Origin of the sequence: Stenotrophomonas sp. LMG 10879, assembly GCF_002750935.1 — a bacterium.
Classification (GTDB): Bacteria; Pseudomonadota; Gammaproteobacteria; order Xanthomonadales; family Xanthomonadaceae; genus Stenotrophomonas; species Stenotrophomonas lactitubi_B.
Window position 1 is genome coordinate 1 of the sequence record NZ_PEJT01000017.1, and the last position, 25,601, is coordinate 25,601.

26 protein-coding genes and 7 tRNA genes are annotated in these 25,601 nt (G+C 66.0%); 20 read left to right on the forward strand and 13 right to left on the reverse strand.

Going from position 1 to position 25,601, the window contains the following annotated elements:
• Nucleotides 1-272: 272 nt before the first annotated feature.
• Both CR919_RS19770 and CR919_RS19775 read left to right on the forward strand, forming a co-directional pair.
• Nucleotides 273-785 carry a DUF1249 domain-containing protein gene (locus CR919_RS19770; protein WP_099821475.1) on the forward strand — a complete coding sequence of 171 codons (513 nt, stop codon included), beginning with the start codon at nt 273-275 and terminating at the stop codon, nt 783-785.
• Between the two features lie 40 nt (nt 786-825).
• On the forward strand, nt 826-1,314 hold the full coding sequence (locus CR919_RS19775; RefSeq protein WP_099821476.1) for an 8-oxo-dGTP diphosphatase: 489 nt from the start codon (nt 826-828) through the stop codon (nt 1,312-1,314).
• An 11-nt stretch (nt 1,315-1,325) separates the two neighbouring features.
• Here CR919_RS19775 and CR919_RS19780 read toward each other — a convergent pair whose 3' ends face one another.
• Nucleotides 1,326-1,976 (reverse strand): class I SAM-dependent methyltransferase, encoded by a 651-nt coding sequence (locus CR919_RS19780; protein WP_099821477.1) that lies wholly within the window; start codon nt 1,974-1,976, stop codon nt 1,326-1,328.
• Between the two features lie 345 nt (nt 1,977-2,321).
• Here CR919_RS19780 and CR919_RS19785 point away from each other — a divergent pair, with 345 nt between their 5' ends.
• From CR919_RS19785 to CR919_RS19830, 10 genes are all read left to right on the forward strand, one after another.
• The gene (locus CR919_RS19785) at nt 2,322-2,936 is read left to right on the forward strand and encodes a phosphatidylcholine/phosphatidylserine synthase (RefSeq protein ID WP_025879258.1); all 615 of its coding nucleotides are present in this window, start codon (nt 2,322-2,324) and stop codon (nt 2,934-2,936) included.
• A gap of 22 nt (nt 2,937-2,958) precedes the next feature.
• On the forward strand, nt 2,959-4,017 hold the full coding sequence (gene phaE, locus CR919_RS19790; RefSeq protein ID WP_099821478.1) for a class III poly(R)-hydroxyalkanoic acid synthase subunit PhaE: 1,059 nt from the start codon (nt 2,959-2,961) through the stop codon (nt 4,015-4,017).
• 3 nt (nt 4,018-4,020) lie between these two features.
• The gene (locus CR919_RS19795; RefSeq protein WP_099821479.1) at nt 4,021-5,088 is read left to right on the forward strand and encodes a class III poly(R)-hydroxyalkanoic acid synthase subunit PhaC; all 1,068 of its coding nucleotides are present in this window, start codon (nt 4,021-4,023) and stop codon (nt 5,086-5,088) included.
• Nucleotides 5,085-5,453, forward strand: coding sequence for a YfeK family protein (locus tag CR919_RS19800; protein WP_099821480.1), 369 nt, complete (start codon nt 5,085-5,087; stop codon nt 5,451-5,453). Before CR919_RS19795 ends, CR919_RS19800 begins: the two co-directional genes overlap by 4 nt.
• A gap of 50 nt (nt 5,454-5,503) precedes the next feature.
• Nucleotides 5,504-5,707, forward strand: coding sequence for a PspC domain-containing protein (locus CR919_RS19805; protein WP_025879254.1), 204 nt, complete (start codon nt 5,504-5,506; stop codon nt 5,705-5,707).
• Nucleotides 5,704-6,156 (forward strand): hypothetical protein, encoded by a 453-nt coding sequence (locus CR919_RS19810; protein ID WP_099821481.1) that lies wholly within the window; start codon nt 5,704-5,706, stop codon nt 6,154-6,156. Before CR919_RS19805 ends, CR919_RS19810 begins: the two co-directional genes overlap by 4 nt.
• 757 nt (nt 6,157-6,913) lie before the next feature.
• Nucleotides 6,914-7,129, forward strand: a complete 216-nt coding sequence (locus CR919_RS19815) for a hypothetical protein (RefSeq protein ID WP_025879252.1) — start codon at nt 6,914-6,916, stop codon at nt 7,127-7,129.
• Between the two features lie 207 nt (nt 7,130-7,336).
• Nucleotides 7,337-9,730, forward strand: coding sequence for a Tex family protein (locus tag CR919_RS19820; RefSeq protein ID WP_099821482.1), 2,394 nt, complete (start codon nt 7,337-7,339; stop codon nt 9,728-9,730).
• 202 nt (nt 9,731-9,932) lie between these two features.
• Nucleotides 9,933-12,134: a PAS domain-containing protein gene (locus CR919_RS19825; RefSeq protein ID WP_099821483.1), complete on the forward strand. Its 2,202-nt coding sequence runs from the start codon at nt 9,933-9,935 to the stop codon at nt 12,132-12,134.
• Between the two features lie 64 nt (nt 12,135-12,198).
• Nucleotides 12,199-12,438: a hypothetical protein gene (locus tag CR919_RS19830; RefSeq protein ID WP_099821484.1), complete on the forward strand. Its 240-nt coding sequence runs from the start codon at nt 12,199-12,201 to the stop codon at nt 12,436-12,438.
• A gap of 32 nt (nt 12,439-12,470) precedes the next feature.
• Here the strand turns inward: CR919_RS19830 and CR919_RS19835 are convergent, their stop codons facing one another.
• Both CR919_RS19835 and CR919_RS19840 read right to left on the reverse strand, forming a co-directional pair.
• Nucleotides 12,471-12,791 (reverse strand): putative quinol monooxygenase, encoded by a 321-nt coding sequence (locus CR919_RS19835; RefSeq protein ID WP_243380356.1) that lies wholly within the window; start codon nt 12,789-12,791, stop codon nt 12,471-12,473.
• A 23-nt stretch (nt 12,792-12,814) separates the two neighbouring features.
• On the reverse strand, nt 12,815-13,903 hold the full coding sequence (locus CR919_RS19840) for a DUF5694 domain-containing protein (RefSeq protein WP_099821485.1): 1,089 nt from the start codon (nt 13,901-13,903) through the stop codon (nt 12,815-12,817).
• A gap of 160 nt (nt 13,904-14,063) precedes the next feature.
• Here CR919_RS19840 and CR919_RS19845 point away from each other — a divergent pair, with 160 nt between their 5' ends.
• Both CR919_RS19845 and CR919_RS19850 read left to right on the forward strand, forming a co-directional pair.
• Nucleotides 14,064-14,357 (forward strand): hypothetical protein, encoded by a 294-nt coding sequence (locus CR919_RS19845; RefSeq protein WP_099821486.1) that lies wholly within the window; start codon nt 14,064-14,066, stop codon nt 14,355-14,357.
• Between the two features lie 255 nt (nt 14,358-14,612).
• A complete protein-coding gene (locus CR919_RS19850; RefSeq protein WP_099821487.1) occupies nt 14,613-16,448 on the forward strand; it encodes a methyl-accepting chemotaxis protein in 1,836 nt (611 codons plus the stop codon).
• Between the two features lie 18 nt (nt 16,449-16,466).
• Here the strand turns inward: CR919_RS19850 and CR919_RS19855 are convergent, their stop codons facing one another.
• Both CR919_RS19855 and CR919_RS19860 read right to left on the reverse strand, forming a co-directional pair.
• Nucleotides 16,467-17,033, reverse strand: coding sequence for a GNAT family protein (locus tag CR919_RS19855; protein ID WP_099821488.1), 567 nt, complete (start codon nt 17,031-17,033; stop codon nt 16,467-16,469).
• An 81-nt stretch (nt 17,034-17,114) separates the two neighbouring features.
• Nucleotides 17,115-17,200, reverse strand: a tRNA-Leu gene (locus CR919_RS19860).
• Nucleotides 17,201-17,339: 139 nt separating this feature from the next.
• Here CR919_RS19860 and CR919_RS19865 point away from each other — a divergent pair.
• A complete protein-coding gene (locus tag CR919_RS19865) occupies nt 17,340-17,720 on the forward strand; it encodes a response regulator (RefSeq protein ID WP_099821489.1) in 381 nt (126 codons plus the stop codon).
• A gap of 9 nt (nt 17,721-17,729) precedes the next feature.
• On the opposite strand, the gene CR919_RS19870 is transcribed toward CR919_RS19865, so the two are convergent.
• A complete protein-coding gene (locus CR919_RS19870; RefSeq protein ID WP_165787295.1) occupies nt 17,730-18,686 on the reverse strand; it encodes an SOS response-associated peptidase family protein in 957 nt (318 codons plus the stop codon).
• Nucleotides 18,687-18,764: 78 nt separating this feature from the next.
• On the opposite strand from CR919_RS19870, the gene CR919_RS21140 reads away from it, so the two are divergent.
• Nucleotides 18,765-19,181 (forward strand): GNAT family N-acetyltransferase, encoded by a 417-nt coding sequence (locus CR919_RS21140; RefSeq protein WP_133119648.1) that lies wholly within the window; start codon nt 18,765-18,767, stop codon nt 19,179-19,181.
• Nucleotides 19,182-19,244: 63 nt separating this feature from the next.
• On the opposite strand, the gene CR919_RS19875 is transcribed toward CR919_RS21140, so the two are convergent.
• The 7 genes from CR919_RS19875 to CR919_RS19905 form a co-directional block, all read right to left on the reverse strand.
• A tRNA-Glu gene (locus tag CR919_RS19875) sits at nt 19,245-19,320 on the reverse strand.
• Nucleotides 19,321-19,369: 49 nt separating this feature from the next.
• A tRNA-Ala gene (locus CR919_RS19880) sits at nt 19,370-19,445 on the reverse strand.
• Nucleotides 19,446-19,489: 44 nt separating this feature from the next.
• Nucleotides 19,490-19,565, reverse strand: a tRNA-Glu gene (locus CR919_RS19885).
• Nucleotides 19,566-19,614: 49 nt separating this feature from the next.
• A tRNA-Ala gene (locus CR919_RS19890) sits at nt 19,615-19,690 on the reverse strand.
• Nucleotides 19,691-19,873: 183 nt separating this feature from the next.
• A tRNA-Glu gene (locus CR919_RS19895) sits at nt 19,874-19,949 on the reverse strand.
• A gap of 53 nt (nt 19,950-20,002) precedes the next feature.
• Nucleotides 20,003-20,078, reverse strand: a tRNA-Ala gene (locus CR919_RS19900).
• A 144-nt stretch (nt 20,079-20,222) separates the two neighbouring features.
• A complete protein-coding gene (locus CR919_RS19905; RefSeq protein WP_099821491.1) occupies nt 20,223-20,621 on the reverse strand; it encodes a heavy metal-responsive transcriptional regulator in 399 nt (132 codons plus the stop codon).
• Nucleotides 20,622-20,804: 183 nt separating this feature from the next.
• On the opposite strand from CR919_RS19905, the gene CR919_RS19910 reads away from it, so the two are divergent.
• From CR919_RS19910 to CR919_RS19925, 4 genes are all read left to right on the forward strand, one after another.
• Nucleotides 20,805-21,872, forward strand: coding sequence for a helix-turn-helix domain-containing protein (locus CR919_RS19910; protein ID WP_099821492.1), 1,068 nt, complete (start codon nt 20,805-20,807; stop codon nt 21,870-21,872).
• 84 nt (nt 21,873-21,956) lie between these two features.
• On the forward strand, nt 21,957-22,760 hold the full coding sequence (locus CR919_RS19915; RefSeq protein WP_099821493.1) for a TlpA disulfide reductase family protein: 804 nt from the start codon (nt 21,957-21,959) through the stop codon (nt 22,758-22,760).
• Between the two features lie 30 nt (nt 22,761-22,790).
• A complete protein-coding gene (gene dsbG, locus CR919_RS19920; RefSeq protein ID WP_099821494.1) occupies nt 22,791-23,633 on the forward strand; it encodes a thiol:disulfide interchange protein DsbG in 843 nt (280 codons plus the stop codon).
• A 520-nt stretch (nt 23,634-24,153) separates the two neighbouring features.
• Nucleotides 24,154-25,596: a DcaP family trimeric outer membrane transporter gene (locus CR919_RS19925; protein ID WP_099821495.1), complete on the forward strand. Its 1,443-nt coding sequence runs from the start codon at nt 24,154-24,156 to the stop codon at nt 25,594-25,596.
• Nucleotides 25,597-25,601: the final 5 nt, after the last annotated feature.

Genomic DNA, 25,601 nt, shown 5'->3' on the forward strand with positions numbered 1-25,601 from the left:
CGGCAAACCCCTTTACACGGCCATCCGCGAACGCGGCCACAGCAGTACCGCCAGCTTCAACATCCTGGCCAGAAAGCTGGCCAAGATCGCCTGGGGCGTCTTCAAGAGCGGTCGGGACTTTGATCCAGCCATGCTGAAAGTGGGTCAAGCCTGCTTCCAGCAGGCTTGACCACAAACATAGGATCTCGGCTCTACAGGGGTGATCGCCGTTGGCGGCTTGGCTGCGGGTTGAACTGTCCCCACGTTGAAGGGCCAACGTGTAGGATCAACCCATGGCCCGAGCATTGCCCCGTAGCGAGCGCATTCCCCGCCTGAGCCGGCTGAGCTGGCTGATGGGGCTGTACGCGGAGAACTACCGCCACCTGGTGCGCCTGTTCGCGCCGGCCGAGCTGGTGGCGGGAAGCTACGTCTCCTCGGTGGGCGATGGCCTGGATGTGCGTCTGGATGTGATCGAGTGCCACCGCTACACGGTGGAGCTGCGCCTGACCTACGACCTGGCCGACCCGGTGACCGGTGAACCGGACCCATCAGCCTTCGTCCGCCTGTACCGCGACGCGCGCCAGGCCGAGACCACCCACTGCTACGTCGGCCGCCGCTGGCAGGACACCATGGGCCTGTACCCGCCGCCGGCCGAGCTGATCAGCCATCGCATGCGGATGAACACCTTCCTCGGCAAATGGCTGGAATACCTGGCCGAACGCGGCCATGGCGTGGCCACCCTGCGCCGTGACCCTGACGGCAACACCGTGGGTGAGGGCGACCGTCGCCTGTCGCTGGTGCGTTGATCGGCCATAATCCACGGCTGACCCGCCGCCGGATTCGCACATGCCATATACCCCGATCGTCGCCACCCTGGGCTATGTGCTCTCGCCCGATCGTCGCCAGGTGCTGATGATCCATCGCAATACCCGGGCGGGCGACCACCACCTGGGCAAATACAACGGCCTGGGCGGCAAGGTCGAACCGACCGAAGACGTGGCCGCCGGCATGCGCCGTGAGATCGCCGAGGAAGCCGGCATCGACTGCACCGCCATGCGCCTGCGCGGCACCATCAGCTGGCCGGGTTTCGGCAAGCACGGCGAGGACTGGTTCGGTTTCGTGTTCGTCATCGACAGCTTCGAGGGGGCCCCGCACGGCGGCAACCACGAAGGCACCCTGGAGTGGGTGGACGTGGACAAACTCGACCAGCTGCCGATGTGGGAGGGCGACCGCAACTTCCTGCCGCTGGTGTTCGATGCCGATCCGCGCCCGTTCCACGGCGTCATGCCTTACCGGGACGGACGCATGCAGAGCTGGTCCTTCAGCCGTCTTTGACCTGGCCGCCCCTACCGGCGGCGCGCCAGCAGCAGGTGGAAGTGCTTTTCCCGCTGCTGGCCGTCATTGCCGGCTGTGCATTCGCGATGCGAACGCCATGCCGTGACGCTGAAACCGGACACCCGCAGCGCCAGCTCCACGGCATCCAGCTCATGCAGTTCGAAGTCGGCGGCGAAGGGCAGGCTGCGCATGAATCCAGCATCGCCGAAGGCCAGGCACAGCCGGCCGCCGCGATGCAGCACCCGCGCCAGTTCATCCAGCACGGGGGCCAGGTTCGGCCAGAAGTACAGGGTGTTGACCGCCAGCGCAGCATCGATGCAGGCATCCGCCAAGGGCAGGGCATGGACATCGCCTTCGCGCAGCGTGGCACGCCCGGCCAGGCCGCTGGCGGCAAGATGCTGGTTGCCGGCGTCGACCATGGCACTGGACAGCTCCACGCCCACGTAGCGACTGCCGCTGGCCTGCAGCAGCAGCGGCGCGAAGGCGGCGTTGCCGGGGCCGATCTCCAGCACCTGCTCTCCGGGAGCGACCGCCAGCAACGCGATTGCGGCCTGGTTGAGGGCGCCGTTGCTGCGGTTCATCGATTCGCTCACGGCCAGCGCGGCCTCGCCATGGGGCTGCCGCAACTGCGCGGCCAGGGTGCGTGCATCCAGCATCAACATCGTCCGTGGGTGGGGAGTCGGACGTGGCGGCGGCGGGTCCGCCGCAGACCATAGCGCCAGCCGATCGGCTTGGGAAGTAGGGAAACCCCGGCTTGAGGTGATGAGGAAATGTCCAGCGTCGCAGTCGGTGAGAGCCAGTTGTCCACAGGGGGTGTGGATTACGCGTGGGCAACTTTGTGGATAAGCACTGGCAGGCGCCACCCCCCTAGGCTGTCAAGATGGGTGGCGAAAAATTCACCGCTGGTGAGGATCGGTGAGTGACGGGTGAAGGGCGGGGTCAGCCCATGCTGTTGCCGGTGGCGGCGCTCGCGGTACCCTGTGGGCCTTGATGCCCCGTGAGACTTCATGAAACGTCACTTCTCGATGCTGCGCGAGTTCCATCTGGCGGACTGGTTCACCCTCGCCAACGCTTTCTGCGGCACCGGCGCGGTGTTTGCCGCGATGCGTTTCCTGCAGGATGGCGAGCGCGGCTATCTGCTGTTCGGCATGGCGCTGATCCCGCTGGCTTTCATTTTCGATGCACTGGACGGCCGCATCGCGCGCTGGCGCAAGTCCAGTTCGACCCTGGGCCGCGAGCTCGACTCCCTGTCGGACGTCATTTCCTTTGGTGTCGCACCGGCAGCGCTGGCCTATGCCTGTGGCATGCAGGGCGGCTGGGACTGGCTGGTGCTGAGCTACTTCGTCTGCTGCGGCGTCAGCCGCCTGGCCCGGTACAACGTGACCGCCGAGGCGATGAGCGGTGACGAAGGCAAGGTGAAGTACTTCGAGGGAACGCCGATTCCCACCAGCCTGGCGCTGGTGATCGTGCTGGCGATTGCCGCCGGCACCGATGCCATCGGCCACGACCTGTGGCTGGGCCAGTGGCAGATCGGCCCCTGGCAGCTGCATCCGTTGGTGCTGCTGTTCGCGCTGTCCGGGTCGCTGATGATCAGCAAGACCCTGCGCATTCCCAAGCCATGATCCAGCCCTGCGGAGGAGCGCGATGACCAGCTCGGCCAACGACCCTGGCAGCAGCGATTTCGAGAACCTGGCCCGGCAGTACTTCGGCGCCTGGGGCGATGCCCTGCGCCACGCGACTGTGCCAGGCGCCCCCGCTGGCGACGACCCGGGCAGCTGGAAGCACCTGTTCGACTGGTGGGGCCAACTGCTGCCCGAGACCGGCGCGGCCGCGCCGGAAGAGGCGGTGCGGCGGTTCCGCGAACAGGCTGGCAGCTGGTACGGCACCATGCAGGAAGTGGCGGCACGCTTTGCCGGCCGCGATGCCAGCAGCGCCGAGGTTGCCCAGGCCTGGCGTGAAGCGGTGAAGGGGCAGGGCGACGGCATGCTGCAGTGGATGCTGCAGGGCGCCCGTGGCAGCACCCACGCCGGCGCTGCTGCGCCGGAGTTCACGGCGTGGTTCCAGCAGTTGCAGACGCTGGCCGGCCCCTGGCTGCAGAGCCCGGCGTTCGGGCCCGGCCGCGAGCATCAGGCGCGGTGGCAGGCCCTGCTGCGCGCGCAGGAGGAGTACCAGCATCACTCCCAGGCTTATGTCGAGCAGATCAAGCAGGCGCTGGAAGAGGCGTTCGACCTGTTCGAGCAGCGCCTGGCCGACCATGAGCAGCCCGGCAGCCAGCTGACCAGCGCACGGGCGATGTTCGATCTGTGGATCGAAGTGGCCGAGGAGGCCTACGCCAAGGTCGCCATGTCTGCACCGTTCCAGCAGATCTACGCGGCGCTGGGCAATGCGCAGATGCGCCTGCGCGCGGGCCTGCAACGCGAGGTGGAACAGATGAGTGAACGCATCGGCCTGCCGACCCGCACCGAGATGGATGCCGCCCACCGTCGCATCGCCGAGCTCGAGCGCAATCTGCGCCGGCTGCAGGCACAGGTGGCGGTGCTTGCCGGTACCGATGCGGTCGACCCGGTGGCCCAGCCAGCGCCTGCGAGGGTGAAGCCCGTCGCGCGCAAGCCTGCCGCGAAGAAGGCACCAGCAAAGAAGGCTGCCGCGAAGAAAGCGCCAGCGAAGAAGACCACCTCGCGCACCGCCACGCGGAAGTCGTAAGCCATGAAAGGACCGCTGGGCTTCAATGCCGATGACCTGATGCAGGAGACCCTGGCCATGCAGCGCAAGCTGATGGAGGGGTTGAAGCTGTTGCCGCAGGTGGAGGATGTCGACTATGGCGCCACCGCCCGCGAGGAAGTCTGGCGCGATGGCAAGGTGGTGCTGTATCGCTTCGTCGGCGAGAACGCACCGGTCCGGCGCACGCCGCTGCTGATCGTGTACGCGCTGGTCAACCGCCCGTACATGGTGGACCTGCAGGCCGATCGCTCACTGGTGCAGAAGCTGCTGGCGCTGGGCCAGGACGTGTACGTGCTGGACTGGGGCTATCCGGACCGTTCCGAACGTTACCAGACACTTGAGGATTACCTGCTGCGCTACATCGATGGCGCGGTGGATGCGCTGCGCGCGCGCAGCGGTGGCCCGGTTGACATGCTCGGCATCTGCCAGGGCGGCGTGTTCGCGCTGTGCTACGCCGCATTGCGCCGGCAGAAGCTGGGCAACCTGATCACCATGGTCACCCCGGTCGATTTCCAGACCACCGACAACATGCTGTCGCACTGGGCGCAGCAGGTGGACGTGGATCTGCTGGTGGACACGCTGGGCAACATCCCGGCCGATCTGATGAATGCCAGCTACCTGATGCTCAAGCCGTTCCGCCTGAACGTGCAGAAGTACGTTGGCCTGCTCGACATCCTCGATGACAAGGCCGCGCTGGAAGACTTCCTGCGCATGGAAAAGTGGATCTTCGACTCGCCCGATCTGGCGGGCGAGGCCTTCCGCGAGTTCATCAAGCAGTTCTACCAGGGCAACGGGCTGATGAACGGCACGGTGAAGATAGGTGAAGAGGCGGTGGATCTGTCGCAAGTGACTCTGCCCGTGCTCAACATCTACGCCGAACAGGATCACTTGGTGCCGCCGGATGCATCACGTGCGATGCGTGGCCGGCTGGGTACGCAGGACTACACCGAGTCCAGTTTCCGCGGTGGGCATATTGGTATCTACGTCTCCGGGCGCGCGCAGCGCGAAGTGCCTGCGACCATCGACAACTGGCTGAAGGAACGCACGCCATGAAGTATTCCCCCCTGGTCGCGCTTGCGCTGGCCCTGGCGCCGGGCCTTGCCGGCGCAGCGCCGAGCGCCGATGCGCGCCGCGAGATCGCACAGCTGATCGGCAGCCTGGACGGCTCCCAGTGCCAGTTCCAGCGCAATGGCAGCTGGTACGGACCCGCCGATGCGCGTGCCCACCTGCAGCGCAAGTACGACTACCTGCTGAAGAAGGACATGGTCGACAGCGCCGAGCAGTTCATCGAGCGTGCGGCCAGCCAGAGCAGCATGAGTGGCAAGGCGTACCGGATCCGCTGCCCCGGCCAGCCCGAACAGACCTCTGCGACGTGGTTCGGCGCGCGCCTGCAGGCGCTGCGCCAACGCACGCCGTAGACACGGCAGGCGCTACAGTGGCCGCAGCCAGACAGCCGGGAGACCTCGCCATGAATGCTGTGCCGCGCACCCTGTCGCGCTCGCTGAACGACCGCATGATCGCCGGAGTGATGGGCGGCATTGCCCATCGTTTCGGCTGGAACCCGACCCTGGTCCGGGTGCTGTACGTGGTGGTCTCGCTGGCGTCGGCCGCGTTCCCGGGCATCCTGGTCTACCTGCTGCTGTGGCTGCTGATCCCCAACGAGGCCGATTGAACACCGCGTCCCGGCCCTGGCCGATCTGGCTGCGCGCGCTGCAGGTGCTGGGCGCGCTGTGGACCGTGCCCAATACCGTGATCGGCCTGGTTGGCGGTCTGGCCGGATTGCTGGGGGGCGCGAAGATGCGCTGGAGCGGTCGCGACTGCGCGGTGGTGTTCGACCATTGGCCGTGGGGGCCGGGCGGAGCGATCACCCTGGGTAACGTGATCCTGCACACCGGCTACGATCTGGGCATGTGCTGCCGTACCTACGCGCATCAGGCGGGGTGGGGCGTAGAACCGTTGATTCGGCTGGATGACCACGAGCGTGCGCACGTATACCAGTACCTGGTGCTGGGGCCGTTGTACCTGCCGGTGTATCTGCTGTGTGGTGGCGTCAGCGCGCGCAATCCGTTCGAGCGTGCGGCTGATCATTACGCGCGGTTCGGGCATGGCTGGTGGCCGTAGTTTCCAGTCAACGGCGGAGCCCCTCGTGGGTGGTCGCGTAGAGCGATTCATGTGATTGGGCCGGGCAGGTGGGTTGCGCAGGGGCCGCTGCAAGTACGTCCCTGTAAGCTCGGTCGCCGCATCCATGCGGCTCACGCCCCTGCGCAACCCACCTGCCCGACCCCTGACAGTTTCCGTGTGCGCCCAGCCACGGAGAAGAAAAAGAACAGCAGAAGCGGGTCGCGCGCTGCGCTTGCGCGTGTAGAGCCGAGCCTGCGCTCGGCTTCGCGGAATGGCCTGAAAGCAGCCGAGCGTGGGCTCGGCTCTACAAAAAAGCGGCCGGCCAGATCGCTTTTGCTTTTGATCTTCTTTTTCTTCTCCGTGGGTTGCAGACCGCAGAGATCTGTCAGAGGGCGGGCGGGTTGGGTTCGCGGGGGTGTCCGCGCCATGGATGGCGCGGCCAAGCCTCCAGGGACGGATTCACGGCGTCCCCCGCGAACCCAACCCGGCCGACCAGCGCGACGGCTTTTGCATTCCGCGACCAACCCACCCACCCACGAGGGGCTGCGCCGTTGGCTGGAATCCCTCTATTCGTTAGCCGAAAGTTAAAGATCCGTAAGCATTCTGCTGCGATCCCGCAGTCATCTGCATGCAACCGATCGTCATTAGTCTTCGTGACGTTCCAGTCAGCTTGGTCGCGGTAAGCTCTACCCAGATGGGCTCGCAAGTACCGCTCATCGTGTGCAGTACGCAGTAGCAATTTGGAGGAAGACATCACATGGCAATCGTTCTTTATGTCGGTGGTAGCAAGGATGGCGAGAAGGGCGTGGTGCCCTACGGCTTCAGCAAATCCCGCGCCGATACCGCGCTGGGGCCGGAGTTCTACACGGAGCGGTTCATGGAACTGCAGGGTGTCGGCAAGGTCCGCCTGATGGCGCTTGAGAGCCTGCGTGACGACATCGTCATGCAGCGTGCCGCCCGCCACTACCGCTGACCTTCGCACTACGCGGCAGGACGCGCTCCACCATCGCGCGTCCGCGCCGGCATCCCAGCCCCGGGGCCAGTCCGAGCCCCACTTGCCAGGATGCCGGCGTCCGATCCGGACCCGCCGCCTGAACCGCCGTTCTGTCAACGCCTTGTCCCTGCCGCCCGCGCATTGCAAGAATGGGCCTTTCCCGCAATGCGGCCCAGGCCGGAAACAATGCACGACGCCAAGCACGCCCAGCGCCAGCTCGCCCAGCAGATCGCCCAGACCATCGCCGAAGAAATCGGTGCCCAGACCGCCCAGGTCAGCGCCGCCGTCGGCCTGCTCGATGAAGGCGCAAGCGTTCCGTTCATCGCCCGCTACCGCAAGGAAGTCACCGGCGGCCTGGACGACACCCAGCTGCGCAACCTGGAAACCCGCCTGACCTACCTGCGCGAACTGGAAGACCGCCGTGCGGCGGTGCTGGCCAGCATCGGCGAACAGGGCAAGCTCAGCGATGAGCTGCGCAACGAGATTCTCGCTGCCGACACCAAGAGCCGGCTGGAAGATCTTTACCTGCCGTACAAGCCCAAGCGCCGCACCCGCGCGCAGATCGCCCGCGAAGCCGGGCTGGAGCCGTTGGCCGACGGCCTGCTGGGCGATCCCACGCAGGACCCGCAGGTCTTTGCCGCCACGTTCGTGGATGCCGACAAGGGCGTGGCCGATACCAAGGCCGCGCTGGAAGGGGCCCGCGCGATCCTGATGGAGCGCTGGGGAGAGGACGCCACGCTGGTCGGTGAACTGCGCAGCTGGTTGAGCGAGCAGGGCGTGATCCGTGCCCGCGTTGCCGAGGGCAAGGAAACCGAAGGCGCCAAGTACCGCGATTATTTCGAACATGCCGAGTCACTGGCGAAGATCCCCTCGCACCGGTTGTTGGCGTTGTTCCGCGCGCGCCGCGAGGAGATCCTGTTCCTGGAACTGGACCCGGGCAAGGATGCCGAGGCGGGGCATCAGTACGCTGAAGGGCGCGTGGCGCACAACGCCGGCATCCGCGATGCGGGGCGCCCCGCTGATCGCTGGCTGCTCGATGCCTGCCGCCTGACCTGGCGGGCCAAGCTGCACATGCACCTGCTGCTGGACCTGTTCAACCAGGCCCGCGAGAAGGCCGAGGCCGAAGCCATCGCGGTGTTCGGCGACAACCTCAAGGATCTGCTGCTGGCCGCGCCGGCCGGCCCGAAAAGCGTGCTGGGCCTGGACCCGGGCATCCGCACCGGCTGCAAGATCGCCGTGGTCGACGCCACCGGCAAGCTGGTCGCCACCGATACCATCTACCCGCACGAACCCCGCCGGCAGTGGGAGCAGTCGCTGCAGACGATCAAGCAGTTGTGCACCAGGCACAACGTGCAGCTGATCGCGATCGGCAACGGCACCGCCAGCCGCGAGACCGACAAGCTGGCCGGTGAGGCCATCAAGGCGCTGGGTGACAACGCACCGCAGAAAATCGTGGTCAGCGAAGCCGGGGCGTCGGTGTATTCGGCGTCGGAAACGGCGGCCAAGGAGTTCCCGGACCTGGACGTGTCGATCCGTGGCGCGGTATCGATCGCGCGCCGCCTGCAGGACCCGCTGGCCGAGCTGGTGAAGATCGAGCCGAAGGCGATCGGTGTCGGGCAGTACCAGCACGACGTGGACCAGTACCGCCTGGCGCGTGCGCTGGATGCGCGGGTGGAGGACTGCGTGAACGCTGTCGGCGTGTACGTCAACACTGCTTCGGCGGCGCTGCTGTCGCGGGTGTCAGGCCTGTCTTCAACGGTGGCCGAGAACATCGTGCGCCACCGCGATGACAACGGTCCGTTCAAGCGTCGCAAGGACCTGTTGAAGGTGTCGCGGTTGGGCGAGAAGACGTTCGAGCAATGTGCAGGCTTCCTGCGTATCGCCGATGGTGATGAGCCGCTGGATGCATCGTCGGTGCACCCGGAGGCCTACCCGGTGGTCGAGCGCATCGTGGCCAGCACCGCGCGCCCGATCAAGGCGCTGATCGGCGACGGCAGCTTCCTGCGCGGGTTGAAAGCCGAGCAGTTCACCGACGAAACGTTCGGTGTGCCGACCGTGCGCGACATCCTCAAGGAACTGGAAAAGCCCGGCCGCGATCCGCGCCCCGAGTTCAAGGCGGCCCGTTTCGCCGAGGGCGTCGAGGACATCAAGGACCTGCGCGAGGGCATGGTGCTGGAAGGTGTGGTCAGCAACGTGGCCGCATTCGGTGCGTTCGTCGATATCGGCGTGCACCAGGATGGCCTGATCCACATCTCGGCGCTGTCCGATACCTATGTGAAAGATCCGCGTGACGTGGTCAAGGCCGGCGACATCGTCAAGGTGAAGGTGCTGGAGGTGGACGTGCCGCGCAAGCGCATCGCCCTGACCCGTCGCCTGGATGACACGCCCGGCCAGGCCACCAGCCGTCCGGGCAGCCGTGATGAACGCAGCCAGGGGCAGGCGCCCCGTCGCGACGCGGGCAATCCCGGGCAGGGGCGTGGCCAGAGCCGCAACCCGGGCAATGGCGGACGCCCGGCACAGGCCGCGCCGCCCGCCAACAATGCCCTGGCCGAGGCGTTCGCACGGGCCAAGCGCAGCTGAGTCCGTGGTCCCCCCCCGGCGCGGGCCGGGTGGGGGACTTGTCGATGTTCCCCGGCAATGCGCACACTTGCGCTGGAAGGGGCGCCTGGGCCCCCGCTGTCGCTGGGGAGGCCATGCCGTCAGCACCATCCGCCTGGTTCCGTGACCGCTGTGGCACCTCGCCACGGCCTGCGGGCAGCTGCGTCGGCAGGGGAGGAGGCTGATGGCCGATCAGGGCAACAGCGGCAACGTACTGCTGGAGCGCCGGCTGCAGGAACTGGCCGAAGAGCGCCGTCGCCTGGCGATGATCATCGAAGGCACTGCGGCTGGCACGTGGGAGTGGAACGTCCAGAGCGGACAGATGCGGGTCAACGAACGCTGGGCCGAGATCGTCGGTTACCGGTTGGATGAGTTGGAGCCGATCTGCCAGAAGACCTTCATCGCACTGGTCCATCCGGATGATCTGGCGCTGTCCGATGCGGCCCTGCAGGACCACTTCGATGGCCGCACCGACCACTATGTCTGCCTGTTGCGCATGCGTCACAAGAACGGCCAATGGATCTGGATCCACGACCGCGGACGGGTGTTCGAGTGGGACGGTCAGGGCCGGCCGCTGTGGATGGCCGGTGCCCATGCCGACGTCACCGAGCTGCAGCAAGCGCGCCAGGATGCGGCGGAGATGCGGCAACGCCTGCAGGCGGTGGTCGACGCCTCAGACGAAGTGGCGGTGATCGCCACCGACACCGACGGCACCATCACCCTGTTCAATACGGGCGCACAGCGGATGCTCGGCTACACCGCGGCTGAAGTAGTGGGTGGGCGCCGGCTGGATGCGTTCCACGATCCGGTTGAACTGCAGGCGTGGCTGCGACCGCTGGCGACTGCTGACGGACAGGTTCCCGGTGTGTTCGAGGCACTCAGTGCGCGTGCCGATGGCCAGACGTATTCGCGACAGTGGACGCTGCTGCGCAAGGATGGGCAGCGCCGCCAGGTGCGCCTGTCGATCAGCCGCATGGATGGCGCCGATGGCGCGCGTATCGGTTACGTCGGCATGGCCATCGACATTACTGAAATCCTGCAGGCCCGCGCCGAGGCCCGCTTGTCGGCGGAGAAGTTCGCCGGTGCGTTCACCTCGGCGGCACTGGGCATGGCACTGGTGTCGCTGGAAGGACGATGGCTGGATGTCAACGATGCGCTGTGCCGCATTCTCGGTTACCCGCGCGAGGAACTGCTGCAGGTTGATTTCCAGCGCTTGACCCATCCGGCCGATCTGCAGACCGACCTGGCCCTGGTGCAGGATCTGCTGGCGGGGCGGCGCACCCACTATCACCTTGAAAAGCGCTACGTGGGCCGGGACGGCAACACCATCTGGGCACGGCTGTCGGTATCGCTGGTACGCAACGAGCGCGGCGAGCCGCTGCATTTCGTGTCGCAGATCCAGGATGTCAGCGCCCAGCGCAGCAGCGAGCAGCGCCTGTTCGAAAGCGAGCAGCGCAGCCGCATCACCCTGGATGCGGTTGCCGACCTGGTGCTCAGCGTTGCCCTGGACGGTCGCATCGAATACGCCAACGCGGCCGCCGTGCGAATGCTTGCCGGTGATGGTGCGCTGTCGCTGGCCGGGCATCGCGTGCAGGACGTGCTGTCGTTGACTACCGAATACGCACCGCAGTCGCAGCTCGACGTCAGCGTGCTGTTGGATCCGGAAAGCAATGCCGTGGACCTGCATGCCGATCTGCTGCTGCAGATGGGCAGCGCCGTGGTGCCGGTGGACCTGACCCGGGCCTGGCTTCGCAATGACGAGGGCCAGGTGCGTGGCGCGGTGTGGGTGCTGCGCGATGACACCCAGCAGCGTGCGCGCGAGCGCGAGGCGAGACACCTGGCGGAGATGGATCCGCTGACCGAACTGGGTAACCGCCGCGGCTTCGAAGTGCATCTGCAGCAGGCGATCACCCGGGTCGAGCGGACCGGGCAGGCGGCATCACTCATGTATATCGATCTGGACCGGTTCAAGCCGGTCAACGATACCTTTGGGCACCTGGCCGGCGATGCCGTGCTGTGGGCCGTGGCCAGCGTATTGCGCCATGGCGTGCGCGATTCGGATGTGGTGGCGCGGCTGGGCGGTGACGAATTCGCCGTGATCCTGTCCGGGTGCAGCCCGCGGCGCGCGGCGCGCATCGGTGGTGAACTGCTGCATACCCTGTCCAGCCTGTCCATTCCGTGGGATCAGCACCAACTGCGGATCGGTGCCAGCATCGGCATCGCGCCGCTTGCCGCCGGCATGAGCGTGGACCAGGCCGTCGCCGCCGCCGATGCCCAGTGCTACCGCGCCAAGGCGATGGGCCGCAACAACGTGCAGGTGCAGGGCGAAAGCAGTGAACTGCCCGGCGGCGCGTCGGCGGACGGCAGCGACCTCGGCGATGGCTGATCTCAGCCTGTGAGAGGGGCGCGGCGAATACTGCGCCAACACCCTACCTCCGCAGGAAAACGAAATGAGGTCCTGGAACCTGAGTGCCGTCCGTGCCTATGCGCCAGCCACTATCGGCTGGTCCCTGGCTCTGTCCGGCTGGCTGCGGCTGGAGCAGCTGCGCGATGATCAGCAGGCCCGGATGCTGGTCCCCGTGGTGCAGTGGGGCGTGGCGGTGATGCTGCTGGTCACGCTGGGCTGCATCGTCGCTGCCAGCGTGACGATCTGGCGTGCCCGGCGCGGTGATGCGCAGCAACGCCCTTGATCTGCACGCAGGGCAGGGCAGACGATGGACGGCTACAGCGCAGCCGGATCCATCAGCAGGAACGTGCCCGGACTGCGCTGGTGCGCATCGATCAGGGGGACCAGGCGGCGGAAGTGCTCGGTTGCACAGTGGGTGTCCAGCGCTGCGCGATCCGGCCACTGCTCAATGAATATGAAGTGGCCGGGATCCTTCTGGTCGACGAACAGGTCGTAGGCGATGCACAGAGGTTCGCTCCGCGTGCAGGCAACCAGCTCGCGGTATAGCGGCAGGACGATTTCGACCGCGTCAGGATGTATGAAATCCTCGGCGATGACCTTTAGCATGCTGGAACCCCCGTGCAGGAAACGCAGCATTGTAGGTGCGCGCGGCCAGGACCTCAGCGCAGCACCGCTTCGGCATCCACCAGCTGCACGTCGTGCATCATGTTGAGATAGGCCTCGTAGTAGCCTTTGTGCGAAGCGCCAACGATGGCCAGCAGGCGCGTTCCCGGTCGCTCGCCCAGCACTTCGCGGATGTTGGCGACCATGCGCAGGTTGCGGGTTTCCCAGTAGCCCACATAGTTGCGACCAAAGCCCTGGGAAGAGGGCTCGACCAGCGCCGCGCCGAAGTCCGCCTGGTAGGCCTGCAGGCCTACGTCGGGGCGGTTGTAGGCACGGTACAGGTCCAGCACGCCATCGACCTTGCCGACGTTGGCATACAGCGGCTCGTCGGCGTCCCGCCGTGCGTCTGCGTGCGGGTTGTCCCAGGCCTTCATCATCGCTTCGCGTGCCGCCTTCCTGTCCTCGGGCGGGGTGGGCGAATCGGCGGTGTGGTCGTCCACTGCCCACAGGCGTTCCAGCCCCAGGCGGGCAGCGAGGACTGCCGCCACCAGGTTGGTTTCATTGCGACGGGTCAGGCTCTTGTCGAGAATCTCGACCAGCGCAGCATCCAGGCCGTCGCCGGCGATGCGCTCCTGCACGGGCAGACGCAGCCATTGCACCTGCGCCGATCCGCGCTCGCCAGCCGCCAGGAACACCGCGGCCAGGTGCCGACGCTGCGCTGCTGTCGGGCTTGCCGGCCATGCCGACAGCAGGCGTCCCATCTCGGCGTTGGCGCTGGGCACGTCGAGGCCGGTGGCGACGCGGGCCTCATCGGTGTCGTAGCAGTAGGTTTCAACGCTTTCGGCATAGCGGCTGGGATTGCGACGCATGAAGTCGCACTGCAGGCCGGACAGGTTTTCGGTGGCAATCGCCTCCGGACGCCAACGTGCCAAACGCTCCAGCAAGGGCTCCAGCAGGGCCGGCTCGAAGGTCTTTGGCAGTTCCGACAGATGTGCTGTCCCAAGCACCAGTACTTCGTTGTGGCGACCGGCGGGTGGTCCCTTCAGCTGGTCGGGATGGAAGTTGGGACGGAACCCCGCGTCGCTGGCCACTGCGCCGGCACTGCACAGGCTGAGGATGATGATGGCGCTCAAGCGTCGAAGCATGCTGCCTCCCAGCAAAAATCCAGTAAGTGGGCGCATGCTGCCGGCAGCGGGCCGGCAAAGGATGTCCCGATGGTCATTGCAACCTTCTGCGCGCCTGCTGCATCCCCTTTCCGTCGGCGCTGGTCCAGAATGGTGGCTGGAAGACTTCCGGAAGCGCGTCATGGATGAAATCGCCACCATCGTAGCCGCAGGCGCCGTGCTGGGTGCACTGGCTGGCTGGATCGGGCCCGGCAGATGGCGGTGGCAGCTGGGGCGCCTGGCACCGTTGCTGCTGGTGCCGTTCGCGCTGTATGTCCTCGCCACCCGCAGCTGGATCTTCGGTGGTGGCGGGCCGCTGGTGGAGCCCTCGCTGCTGGTCGTCTGCGGCAGTCTGGGCTACCTGCCGGCGGTGCTGGCAACGATGCTGCTGCGCTGGGTTCTGCGGCGCGCTGCCGACCAGGGGCTGGCCCCCTAAAGTAGTTGGTTGCGCCGCCGATACCTTCTCTGGAGCCCGCTGCGGGCTCCCGCTGCCGGACCCGAGGCTGCCTCCAATGGGCGGCCCGTGCCGTGTGCTCCGCCGCTGTTTGATGACGATCGCAGCTGCCTTACTGTTTCTGCCAGTCGCTCGAGTGACGCCCGTTGGCGTCTGCACGTCCCAGGCAATCGAAGTTGCCGCCGGGCATCCCGCCCGGCGGGTCGCAACCGCTACCCGGACACCGAGGATCAGACGATGCTTATTTCAGGCTCCATGGAAGGTGCTCAGGCGCCGGCCGAAGTGCTCACCCGTTGGTCTCCCCTGCGCGCGCTGCAGGGGGTGTTGGGCAGGCAGCGCCGCGCCACGGAGGTGGCCGAGCAGCATCGGCGGCACGTCGAGCTTGAGGCCCAGGTTGCCGCACTGCATCGGGTGCAGGCGGTCATCGAGTTCGCCCTCGACGGCACCATCCTGCAGGCCAATGACAACTTCCTGCAGGCAGTGGGCTATCGCCTGGATGAGATCCAGGGCCGGCATCACTCCCTGTTCGTCGATCCCGAGCACGCGCGCAGTAGCGGATACCGCGACTTCTGGGCGCGGCTGGGCCGCGGTGAATTCGATGCAGGCCAGTATCGGCGCTTCGGCAAAGGGGGGCGCGAGATCTGGATCCAGGCCTCCTACAACCCGGTGCTTGACCAGCACGGGCGGCCCTACAAGGTGGTCAAGTTCGCGACCGACATCACGGCGCAGAAGCAGCAGGCGGCCGAGTCGGCGGGACAGCTGGCCGCCATCGACAAATCGCAGGCGGTGATCGAGTTCAGCATGGATGGCCGCATCCTGGCGGCCAATGCGAACTTCCTGGCTGCCACCGGCTATACGCTGGAAGAAGTGCGCGGCCAGCATCATTCGCTGTTCGTCGAGCCCGACTACCGGGCCAGTGTCGAGTATCGCCGGTTCTGGGAAAAGCTCGGCTCCGGCGAGTACGACGCAGGCCAGTACCGGCGGCTGGGCAAAGGTGGCCGCGAAGTATGGATCCAGGCGTCGTACAACCCGATCCTCGATGCCGGCGGACGGCCGTTCAAGGTCGTCAAGTACGCCACCGACATCACCGCACAGGTGCATGAGAGCCAGGCCATGCAGCGCGCGGTGGCGCAGACGCGCGAGGTGGTGGCGTCGGCAAAGGAAGGCGACCTGACCCGGAGCATCGCCATGGCCGACAAGAGCGGCCCGATCGCCGAACTGTGCGGCGGCGTCAACGCGCTGGTCGAAGCGATGGCCGGGATCATCGGCCAGATCAAGTTCGCCGCGGACACCATTGCGGTGGGTGCGAGCGAAATCGCCGAAGGCAACAACGACCTGTCCCAGCGCACCGAGCAGCAGGCGGCATCGCTGGAAGAAACCGCGGTGTCGATGAAGGGGCTGGCCGAGACCGTGCAGCGCACCGCCACCAACGCGCGCCAGGCAAGCCAACTGGCCGGCGGCGCCGCCGACGTGGCCGCACGCGGTGGCCAAGTGGTGCATGAAGTGGTCTCGACGATGGCGGTGATCAATGCCTCGTCCCGTCGCATCGTCGACATCATCGGGGTGATCGACGGCATTGCGTTCCAGACCAATATCCTGGCGCTGAACGCGGCCGTGGAAGCGGCGCGTGCCGGTGAGCATGGTCGTGGTTTCGCCGTGGTCGCCACCGAGATCCGCGAGCTCTCGCAGCGCTCGGCGGGTGCGGCGAAGGAAATCAAGCAGCTGATCGATGCGTCGGTTGCCAACGTCGGCGCCGGAACGGCGCAGGTCGAGAGCGCAGGGCGGACCATGGACGAGATCGTGGTCGACGTGCGCCGGGTCAGTGACCTGATGACCGAGATCAGTGCCGCTGCGCAGCAGCAGAGCGACGACATCCAGCAGATGAACCACGCGGTGGATCTGATCGACCAGGGCACGCAGCAGAATGCAGCGCTGGTGGAAGAGGCCTCAGCGGCTGCGTGCAGCATGGAGGAGCAGTCGTCGCAGCTGTTGCAGACGGTGGCGGGGTTCCGTGTGCACGCGGGGGCGGGGCATGGCCATGGCGTGCATGCGCCGGCGCTGCGGGTGGTGTAGGGCGCAGACGCGCGCGGCCTATGGGGCGGCGCGGTCGTCGCCCTGGCCGCCATGCAGCTGCGGGTGAGTGTGCGCATACATCCAAAAGTCGCGCGGCTGCCCACGGACATGGCGATAGGACCGCAGCAATCCCTCGCGTTGCATGCCTACGCGTTCGAGCACGGCAATGGATCGCAGGTTGCTGTCGAGCACGGTGGCCTGGATGCGTATGCAACCCAGTGCGATATGCGCCCAGGCGATGACCGCGCGCGCAGCTTCGGTCGCCAGCCCGCGTCCCTGGTGGGCAGGGGACAGGTCGTAGGCCAGTTCGGCGCGGCGGTGCTCGATGTCGATGTCGTTGAGGCCGACGGTACCGAGCAGCTGGTCGTCGCTGTCGAGGATGGCCCAACGGCGGCATCGTGCGTTGCGCGCATGGTCGACGATCTGCCGCTGCAGAGCCGCTACAGAGACATCGCCCCAACTGGTGTGCTCGACCGCGCCCGGCAGCGACAGATAGCTCGACCAGGCGACCGCGTCCTGCAGGGCCAGTTCGCGCAGATGCGCCGGGAGTGCGAGGGGAAGGATGGGAGTGGAGTGCAATGCCATCGCTGCAGTGTCGGCGGCGCCGGTCGGGCAGGGCAAGACCGGAAACGACAAAGGCCAGGTCGTGGACCTGGCCTCTGATCGTGGTGCCGGTGAAAGGACTCGAACCTTCATGGGGTCACCCCCGGCTGATTTTGAGTCAGCTGCGTATACCATTCCGCCACACCGGCAGTAGCGGGCTAGTGTACCCGAGCCCGGCGGGCGTTCATAGAGGTGCGGACGGACGGAGCTGAAATGGCGTTCAATTGTCGGTATCGGCCGGTGGCTGGCTATACTGGCGAGGCTTAACAGGCACGGGAGCGATAGCCTATGTCAGCGTTGCAGGACCTGCGGGTGCTGGTAGTTGAAAACGACGAGATGAGTGCGGCCCTGCTGCAGATGCAGCTGGTGCAGTCCGGTGCTCTGGTCGTCGGCCTGGCCGCGTCCGTTGCCGAGGCACTGCGCCTGCTGGAAGAGGCCGCCCCTGACGTGGCCCTGCTGGATTACCGCTTGGCCCACAACGAGACCAGCGAACCGGTTGCTACGGCGCTGGCCGCGCGTGGCGTGCCGTTCGTGCTCGCCACTGGCATGGCCGCTGAACAACTGCCAGTGGCGATGCAATCCGGTGTGCTGCTGATCAAGCCCTATCTGTCGGCGGAACTGTCCAAGGCCTTGGTCCGCGCCGTGGGGCGTTCCAGCGCCAACGCCTGATCCAGCCGCTCAGGCGGCTTCCTCGTAGACGTAACGGATCTCCTCGCGGTCGTCGAGGATGGCGTACTGCGCCGCCAGGTTGTCCGGGTCCGGGGTGAGCCATGCGTCCAGGTGCTCGGCGCGGATCGGCAGTACACCCCGATCATGGCCGGCAGCGGCGACATCGATTGACGGTCCATCGGTGATGGTGGCGAAAGACAGCAGGCGTCCTTCCGGGCCGTCCCATTCCGCCCACAGGCAGGCCAGCAGCAGGTCGCGCGGCGGGTCGGGGCGGAATTCCAGCACCACATCCTGTGCCTTCTCGTCGTTGTGCAAGCTGCGGCCGGCGATGGCATGGCGAGGTACGTGCTCGTAGAAGGCCTGTACCACCACCACGCCGTGGCGCAGCCCGAAGGCGCCGCGCCAATAGCCCTCCAGGCTGTCCCGCCGCGCATTGTAGGTGCCCGGGTAGAGCACATCGTTGCGCACAGGCTTGTCCGGCAGCCGGCATTGATAGCGCATGGGCTTGATCACGCGCCGGCCATTCTCGCTGACCATCACCGGTGCGTAGGTGCCGGGGAAAATACGATTGTCACGTGGCAGCAACTGTTCCCGGTGCAGGTCGTCCAGCCGTGCCTGCGCGCGGTCGATGCGGTTGCCGGCAACGCGCAGGTCATTGCGCGCCTTCTGCGTGGGTCGGGTGGCCAGGGTCGCATTGGCGATGTCGCGACGTTCAAGCTGCCGTTCCAGTTCGGCCTGCAGCTGCTGCCGCTCCTGTGCATGCCATTGCTGGATCTTCGCCACGATGTCGCGTCCCAGCTCGGTGCGCGCGCCTGCAAATCCATCGTCCATGGCTTTCGGCGTCTTCGGCCGTTTCTTGCCGGGATCATGCGCATACAGTTCGGCGAATTCCTCCAGGGAGAGGACGGCGCCGAACTCGCGCACCAGCTTGGCGTAGTCGGCGCGGATCAGGGCGGAATAGCACATGGGACTCTGCCGGAAGATGGGTCGCAGCGGCTGCGACGTGGATGCGGCAGGATAGCCCGACCTTCCAGGAGACGTTGCATGAACGATCCAGAGACGATCCAGTTCCGCGAGGCGGTGCCGACGGTCGAGGACTACTGCCAGCTGCGCGCATTGGCCGGTCTCAGCGCAAAGACGCATGAGGCGGCGACGGGGGCATTGCCCAACACCGTCTTCGGCGTCTGTGCCTACCAGGGCAGCGAGCTGGTAGCGATGGGCCGGATCATCGGCGATGGCGGTTGCCACCTGCAGGTCTGCGATATCGCCGTGCTGCCCCGTCTGCAGGGTCAGGGCCTGGGCAAGGCGGTGATGCAGCGCCTGGGCGACTGGATGCAGGGCAACCTGCCGCCGTCGGCGTATGTGAGCCTGTTGGCCGATGGCGAAGCGCATCGGCTGTATGCGCAGTTTGGCTTTGCGCCGACCGCGCCCGCCTCGATCGGCATGTATCGCCGGTTCTGAGCTGCGGTTACCGGAGAACCGCAGGCAAAGAAAAACCCCGGCCGAAGCCGGGGTTTCAAAGATTGGCGTCCCCACGGGGATTCGAACCCCGGTCGCCACCGTGAAAGGGTGATGTCCTAGGCCTCTAGACGATGGGGACGCACGAAAAACTTCAAGTTGTAGAACTTTCGACGGCCTAATGCCGAAAGTGGTGGAGCCAAGCGGGATCGAACCGCTGACCTCCTGCATGCCATGCAGGCGCTCTCCCAGCTGAGCTATGGCCCCATGAAACGTCGGATTCCTGCTGGGAGCAGGGTCCTCTTTGAAACTGGCGTCCCCACGGGGATTCGAACCCCGGTCGCCACCGTGAAAGGGTGATGTCCTAGGCCTCTAGACGATGGGGACGCACGAAAAACTTCAAGTTGTAGAACTCTCGACGGCCTAATGTCGAAAGTGGTGGAGCCAAGCGGGATCGAACCGCTGACCTCCTGCATGCCATGCAGGCGCTCTCCCAGCTGAGCTATGGCCCCGTGTTACCGAGCCGCCTATCATACCTGCCTGTTCACATTTGTGGAAGCTTTTTTTGAAGCTTTTTCATCGAATCGTTCATTGCCACAAGGGCAGCAAGCGTTCCGACGCCACAACCTGAATGCCGGTGGGCGGTGAACAAAAAAAACCCGGTTATCGGCCGGGTCCTCGTTGTTCATGATGAGTGGCGTCCCCACGGGGATTCGAACCCCGGTCGCCACCGTGAAAGGGTGATGTCCTAGGCCTCTAGACGATGGGGACGCAGATCTCATCAATGTTCTTTGCGACCTTTCGACGGCCTAATGCCGAAAGTATGGTGGAGCCAAGCGGGATCGAACCGCTGACCTCCTGCATGCCATGCAGGCGCTCTCCCAGCTGAGCTATGGCCCCACGTCGCTGAGGAGCGAAATAATAGCTGTGCCCCCGGGGGTTGGCAAGCGCTTTGTTGCACTTTTCTTCACGTAGCGCGCGCAATGAGGCCGCTGCGTTTTCCGCATGCCGCGCAGCACAGCTGTCGATGCTGAAGCGAGAGGCTCAGCGCTCTTCGCCGGTCAGCGCGGCCAGGATCGGGCACTGGTCGAGCGCGCCATGTCCGGGACAGGCATCGACCAGTTGGGAGAGGGCGCCATGCATGCGCTGCAGTTCGGCCATCCGCAGTTCGATGTCCTGCAGGCGTACCCGCGCGGTGTCACGCACGCTGCCCATGTCCTGCGGAGGATGGTCACTGAGGGAAAGCAGTTCACCGATCTCATCGAGACTGAAGCCCAACGCTTTTGCCCGGCGGATGAAGCGCAGACGTCGCAGGTCCTGCTCGCTGAAGATGCGGTAGCCACCTGCCGAGCGCGCTGCGGTGGGCAGAAGCTGCTGACGTTCGTAGTAGCGGACGGTGTCGATGGGGACGCCGGCCTGGCGTGCCAATTGACCAATGTTCACGGCGGACTCCTTGGGACCTGCCGCGCATAGTCATCCCTGGACTCTGGTCAAGAGTCAAGGCTTTGCCCGCGTCGCCCATTCAGCACACTTTGCAACTTTCTTCATAGCCCCCGGGGCAAAGCAGTTCCTACCCTGCGCCTGAACTGGCCGCTCGACGGCCTGAACCGGAAGAGGAGGTGGGGAGTGGAGGGAATCAGGAACGAGGGATTCGTCGAGGTTGCGGTGGTTGAATACCCCGGAGGCGACCCGTCGGCTGCATCGGTGCTCGCCGAAATGGCGCACGTCGCCAATCGCCTGGCGCAGCAGCAACGGCGGCCCTGCAAGCGGGTGCTGGTGACCCGCTGGATCGTACCCGCCAGCAATACCGGCGTGCATCGCATTGCCGGTGCCGAGATGCTGGACGCGGCCATTCCTGCGGTGATCGCCTTGCCGGGGCAGGTCAGTTCCAGCACGTCGGTGCGTGCCGAGGACGTCCTGCTGGATTGGTTGCGGGCCCACTACGACGGCGGCAGCCTGCTGGCCGCCGCCGGTGACGGGGTCAGTGTGCTGGCGCGGGCCGGTCTGCTGACCGGGCGCACGGTATCGGGCCCTGACCTCAACCGCCATCCGGCGCTGCAGGTGCAGGTCGGCAGTTGGGCGCCCAGTGAGCGGGCGCTGGTTGATGATGGCGATCTGCTGACCGTGGGCGGCGCCCAGGCCTGGCGCTTCCTTGGCTTGCGCCTGCTGTACCGGCTGCACGGCCAGGGCGTGGCCAGCGCGGTGGCCCAGCAGTTGGGCATCGTGGTGCCGGTCGGCATCCAGCAGGATCTGGAGCGATTCAGTGCCAACTTCGCCCACGGCGACCGTGACGTGCTGAAGGCACAGCGCTGGTTGCATACCACGGCTGCACGTGGGGCCACGCTGGGGGCGATCTGTGAGATCGCCGGATTGGAACCGCGGACCCTGCAGCGTCGTTTCCTGAAGGCGACCGGGCTGCGGCCCATCGAGTACTGCCAGCGGCTGCGCGTGGCCAAGGCGCAGACGTTGCTGCAGCAGGGCGCCAGCATCGATGAAGTGGCCTGGGGTGTGGGTTACGCCGATCAGAGTGCATTCCGTCGGCTGTTCCTGCGCATTGTCGGCATGACGCCCGCCAACTATCGTCGCCACGTCAGCAGCAAGCGCCGCGATCGTCCGTTGACGCCTGCCGTGGCCGGCAGCCTGCGGGGGCTGCGCGCCTCGCCGGGCACGCAGCTGGGTCGCAGCGCCGCTTGAGCAACGAGGTTGAATGCGTCGTGCTTGCATCGCGGGCACGACGCTTTGACCATGCAGATCTGTGCGGCGAGAGCGGGTGAACTGATGTCGAGTGTTGGACCGGTGCCGATGCCGGTGGTGTTGATCCTGATCTTCCTGCTGCTGGCCATGGCCATTGCGCGGATCTGGTCGCGTGGGAAGCCTGGTCCAGCCCGGCCACCCGCGGCCGGAATGGTGCTGGACATTTTGCTGGTGGGTCTGCTGTGTGGCCGGCTGTCCTTTGTCGCAGCGCACTTCAGCCTCTATCGTGAAGCTCCCTGGAGCGTGCTGCAGATTGCCGATGGCGGGTACCACCTGCCCGTTGTCGTTGGCGCTGGATTTGCCTGGGCGCTGTGGCGGCTGCGCAGGCAGCGCCCGTTGCGGGCGCCGGTGCTGGCAAGTGCGCTGGTTGGGTTGTTGTTGTGGGGCGGGGCAAGCCAGGGGCTCGCATACTGGCAGGCCCAGCAGATGCCACTGCCCACACTGCAGGTGGCCGACCTGCAGGGCAGGGCGATTGACCTGCAGCAGTTTCATGGCAAGCCGCTGGTGCTGAATCTGTGGGCCAGCTGGTGTGGTCCGTGCCGCCGCGAGATGCCGGTGCTGGCGACGGCCCAGCAGAAGCATGCTGACATCCAGTTCGTCTTCCTCAACCAGGGCGAGACCCTTGGAGAGGTCCAGACCTTTCTTGCCGCTGAACACATCGTGCTGGGTAATGTCCTGCTGGATGAGGCTTCGGCTGCCTCGACCACGCTGGACGTCCGGGCTTTTCCTTCCACGTTGTTCTTCGATGCGCAGGGGCGGTTGCAGGAACTGCATCTCGGCGAACTGACCCAGGCAGGTCTTGAACACAAACTGCGCCGGCTGCGGTAGCCTGCGCTGGCATCCCACTACGGAGTTTCCATGTTGTCGATTTCCCCGCGCATCGCGCATACGCTGATGCTGCCGGCCATGCTGGCGCTGGCTGCCTGCAGCCAGGCACAGACCCCGAGGGGCAAGGATGCCGCTGCACCGGCAACGGCTTCGGCATCGGCCGCCGCCAGGAAGGGCGAGCTGCCGGCTGTCCTGAAGGGCATCGAGAAGCATGGCTTCGAGGTGGTCTCCGAATTCGATGCGCCGGGTGGCCTGCGCGGCTTTGCCGGCATGGTCGGCGGCCAGCAGCCGGCGGCGGCTTACGTGACCGCCGATGGCAAGCATGTGCTGGTGGGCAGCCTGTTCGACGCCGAGGGCAACGAAGTTGCAGCCGAGACGCTGGAGAAGCTGGTTGCCGCGCCGATGTCGGCCAAGATGTGGAGCAAGCTTGAGGCCAGCGCCTGGGTACGTGACGGCAAGGCCGATGCGCCACGCGTGGTGTACACCTTCAGTGATGCCAACTGCCCTTACTGCCACAAGTTCTGGGAGGCGGCACGCCCTTGGGTGGACGCAGGAAAGGTGCAGTTGCGCCACATCATGGTCGGCGTGATCCGTGAGGACAGCCCGGCCAAGGCGGCGGCGATCATGGCCGCACGCGATCCCAGTGCGGCACTGCTGGAAAACGAGCATCAGTTCGATCGAGGTGGCATCAAGCCGCTGCCCAGCATCAGCCGGGAGATCGCTGGCAAGCTGGATGCCAACCAGGTGCTGATGGTGGAGATGGGCTTCCAGGGTACGCCGGGCATCCTATTCCAGGATGCGCAGGGCCAGGTGCAGCGACGTGCCGGCCTTCCGCAGGGCAACGATCTGCAGGCGGTACTCGGCCCGCGCTGAGACCTCCGACATGCTGTACTGAGCAACAGGCCCGCATGGCAACGTGCGGGCCTGTTGCTTTCTGCGACAGTCGCGGCGATGAGGGCTGCGCACGTCGTGAACAGATGTCACGTCTGAATCGTGACTGACATCAAGCATTTCGCTTTGATCCCAATCAAGGCCAAAAACGACAGTCGCACTAGCCTTGGCGCATGGAATACAGCGTCACTGCGCTATGGATGCCGCATACGACACGCCCTCGAGAGGACGTGCGCGCAACGCCATTCACGACACTCTCACCCAGCGCTTGTTACCCAGACGCCTGCGGTCGCCACCCCTTCGGCAGCACTGCTGCAGTGGGAGCGACTCCGGCGCAGTGTTGGCAATCGGGACAGTGTCATTGCCCTGTTGCCTGCAACGTGCAGGCTGGCAACGGTCGTCCACGCAGTACCTGCATTTCCAGCAACGGCTCGTTGAGGTCGGGATGGCGCACGCGCGTTGTACGGCCGCACAGCGGGAGTTTCAGTCCAGGGAGGATGCAATGCGCTTGGCGGTACTGAGTCTGGGGTGTCTGACGGCGATGGCAGCGATGCCGCTGCATGCTCAGGACGATGCGCAGGCGTTGCGTCGCGAGATCGACGCGATGCGGCAGACGCTGGAAGGCATGCAGCAGCGTCTGGACCAGCTTGAACGGCGCGAAGAGCATGCAGCTGCGGCCCCCGTTGCCGCGTCGTCGCCGATGCCCGCTGCAGCGCAGTCGACCCTGAATGTGCCAACCACCAGTGGGATCCTTCACCCCACCCAGGTGCCTGGCGTCGCGCAGCCTGTGCTGCCACAGCGTGAATCGGTGGCCGATCCTTCAACGGCAGCCTCGCGTCCAGACAGCGCCGCTGGCCCCACCGATCCGGACCTGAAAGGCTTCTTCGCCATTCCCGGCACCGACACCGTGATCCGCATTGGCGGCTATGCCAAGCTCGATGCGATTGCGGATTCGCGCGGGGCAGGGGACGAGGATCAGTTCATTCCTTCGTCGATGCCGGTGGGCGGCAACCATCGGGATGTTTCGAACTTCAACATCCACGCCAAGCAGACGCGTTTCAGCTTCGAGGCGCGGCGGCCGACCACGCACGGCAACCTGCGCTTCTATCTGGAAAATGATTTCTTCGGCAGCAGCGATGGCTATGAATTCCGCCTGCGCCACGCCTATGGCCAACTCGGCAACACCTACGCGGGCTATGGCTATTCCAGTTTCATGGATCCGGACAGCCTGCCCGACACGCTGGATTTTGCGGGCCCCGGCGGCGCCGGCTACCTGCTGGTGGCCGGCATCCATCACAGCTTTGCGCTGGGCAAGGGCAACACCCTGACGCTGGCCGCCGAAGACCCGGACACCGAGCTGGCTGGCGCCAGCGATGCGATGGCGGCAGTCAATCGACTGCCGGATGTGAGCGCCATCGCGCGCATGGAGCGCGACTGGGGCCACCTGCAGCTGGGCGTCGTGGCGCGCAATCTGGCCTACGACGGCGATGCCCGTCGTGACCGCGTCTTTGCCGGTGGCGCGCAGCTCAGTGGCTCGGCCTCGGTGGGGGAACGCGATCTGCTGCTGTTCGGCGCGTTGGGCGGCCGCGGCCTGAGCCGCTACACCGCCGACCTCACCGGCTCCGGACTGGACGCCGTGGTAGGTGCCGATGGACGCATCGATGCGCTGGACCTGCACGGTGGCTTCGTCGGCTACACCCATTACTGGTCGGATCTGTGGCGCTCGAACCTGATCTACGGCCAGCTGACCCTGGAGCGCAATGCGGCGCTGCCGACCGATGCATTCCGGCAAAGCCGCTACGGCGTGTTCAACCTGATCTGGAGCCCGGCACCGTCGTGGACGATGGGCATGGAGCTGCTGTACGGGCGCCTGCAGCAGCAGGGCGGAGCGCGCGGCGACACGGTCCGGGTGCAGGGCAGCCTGCAATACAACTTCATCAAGTAGGCGCC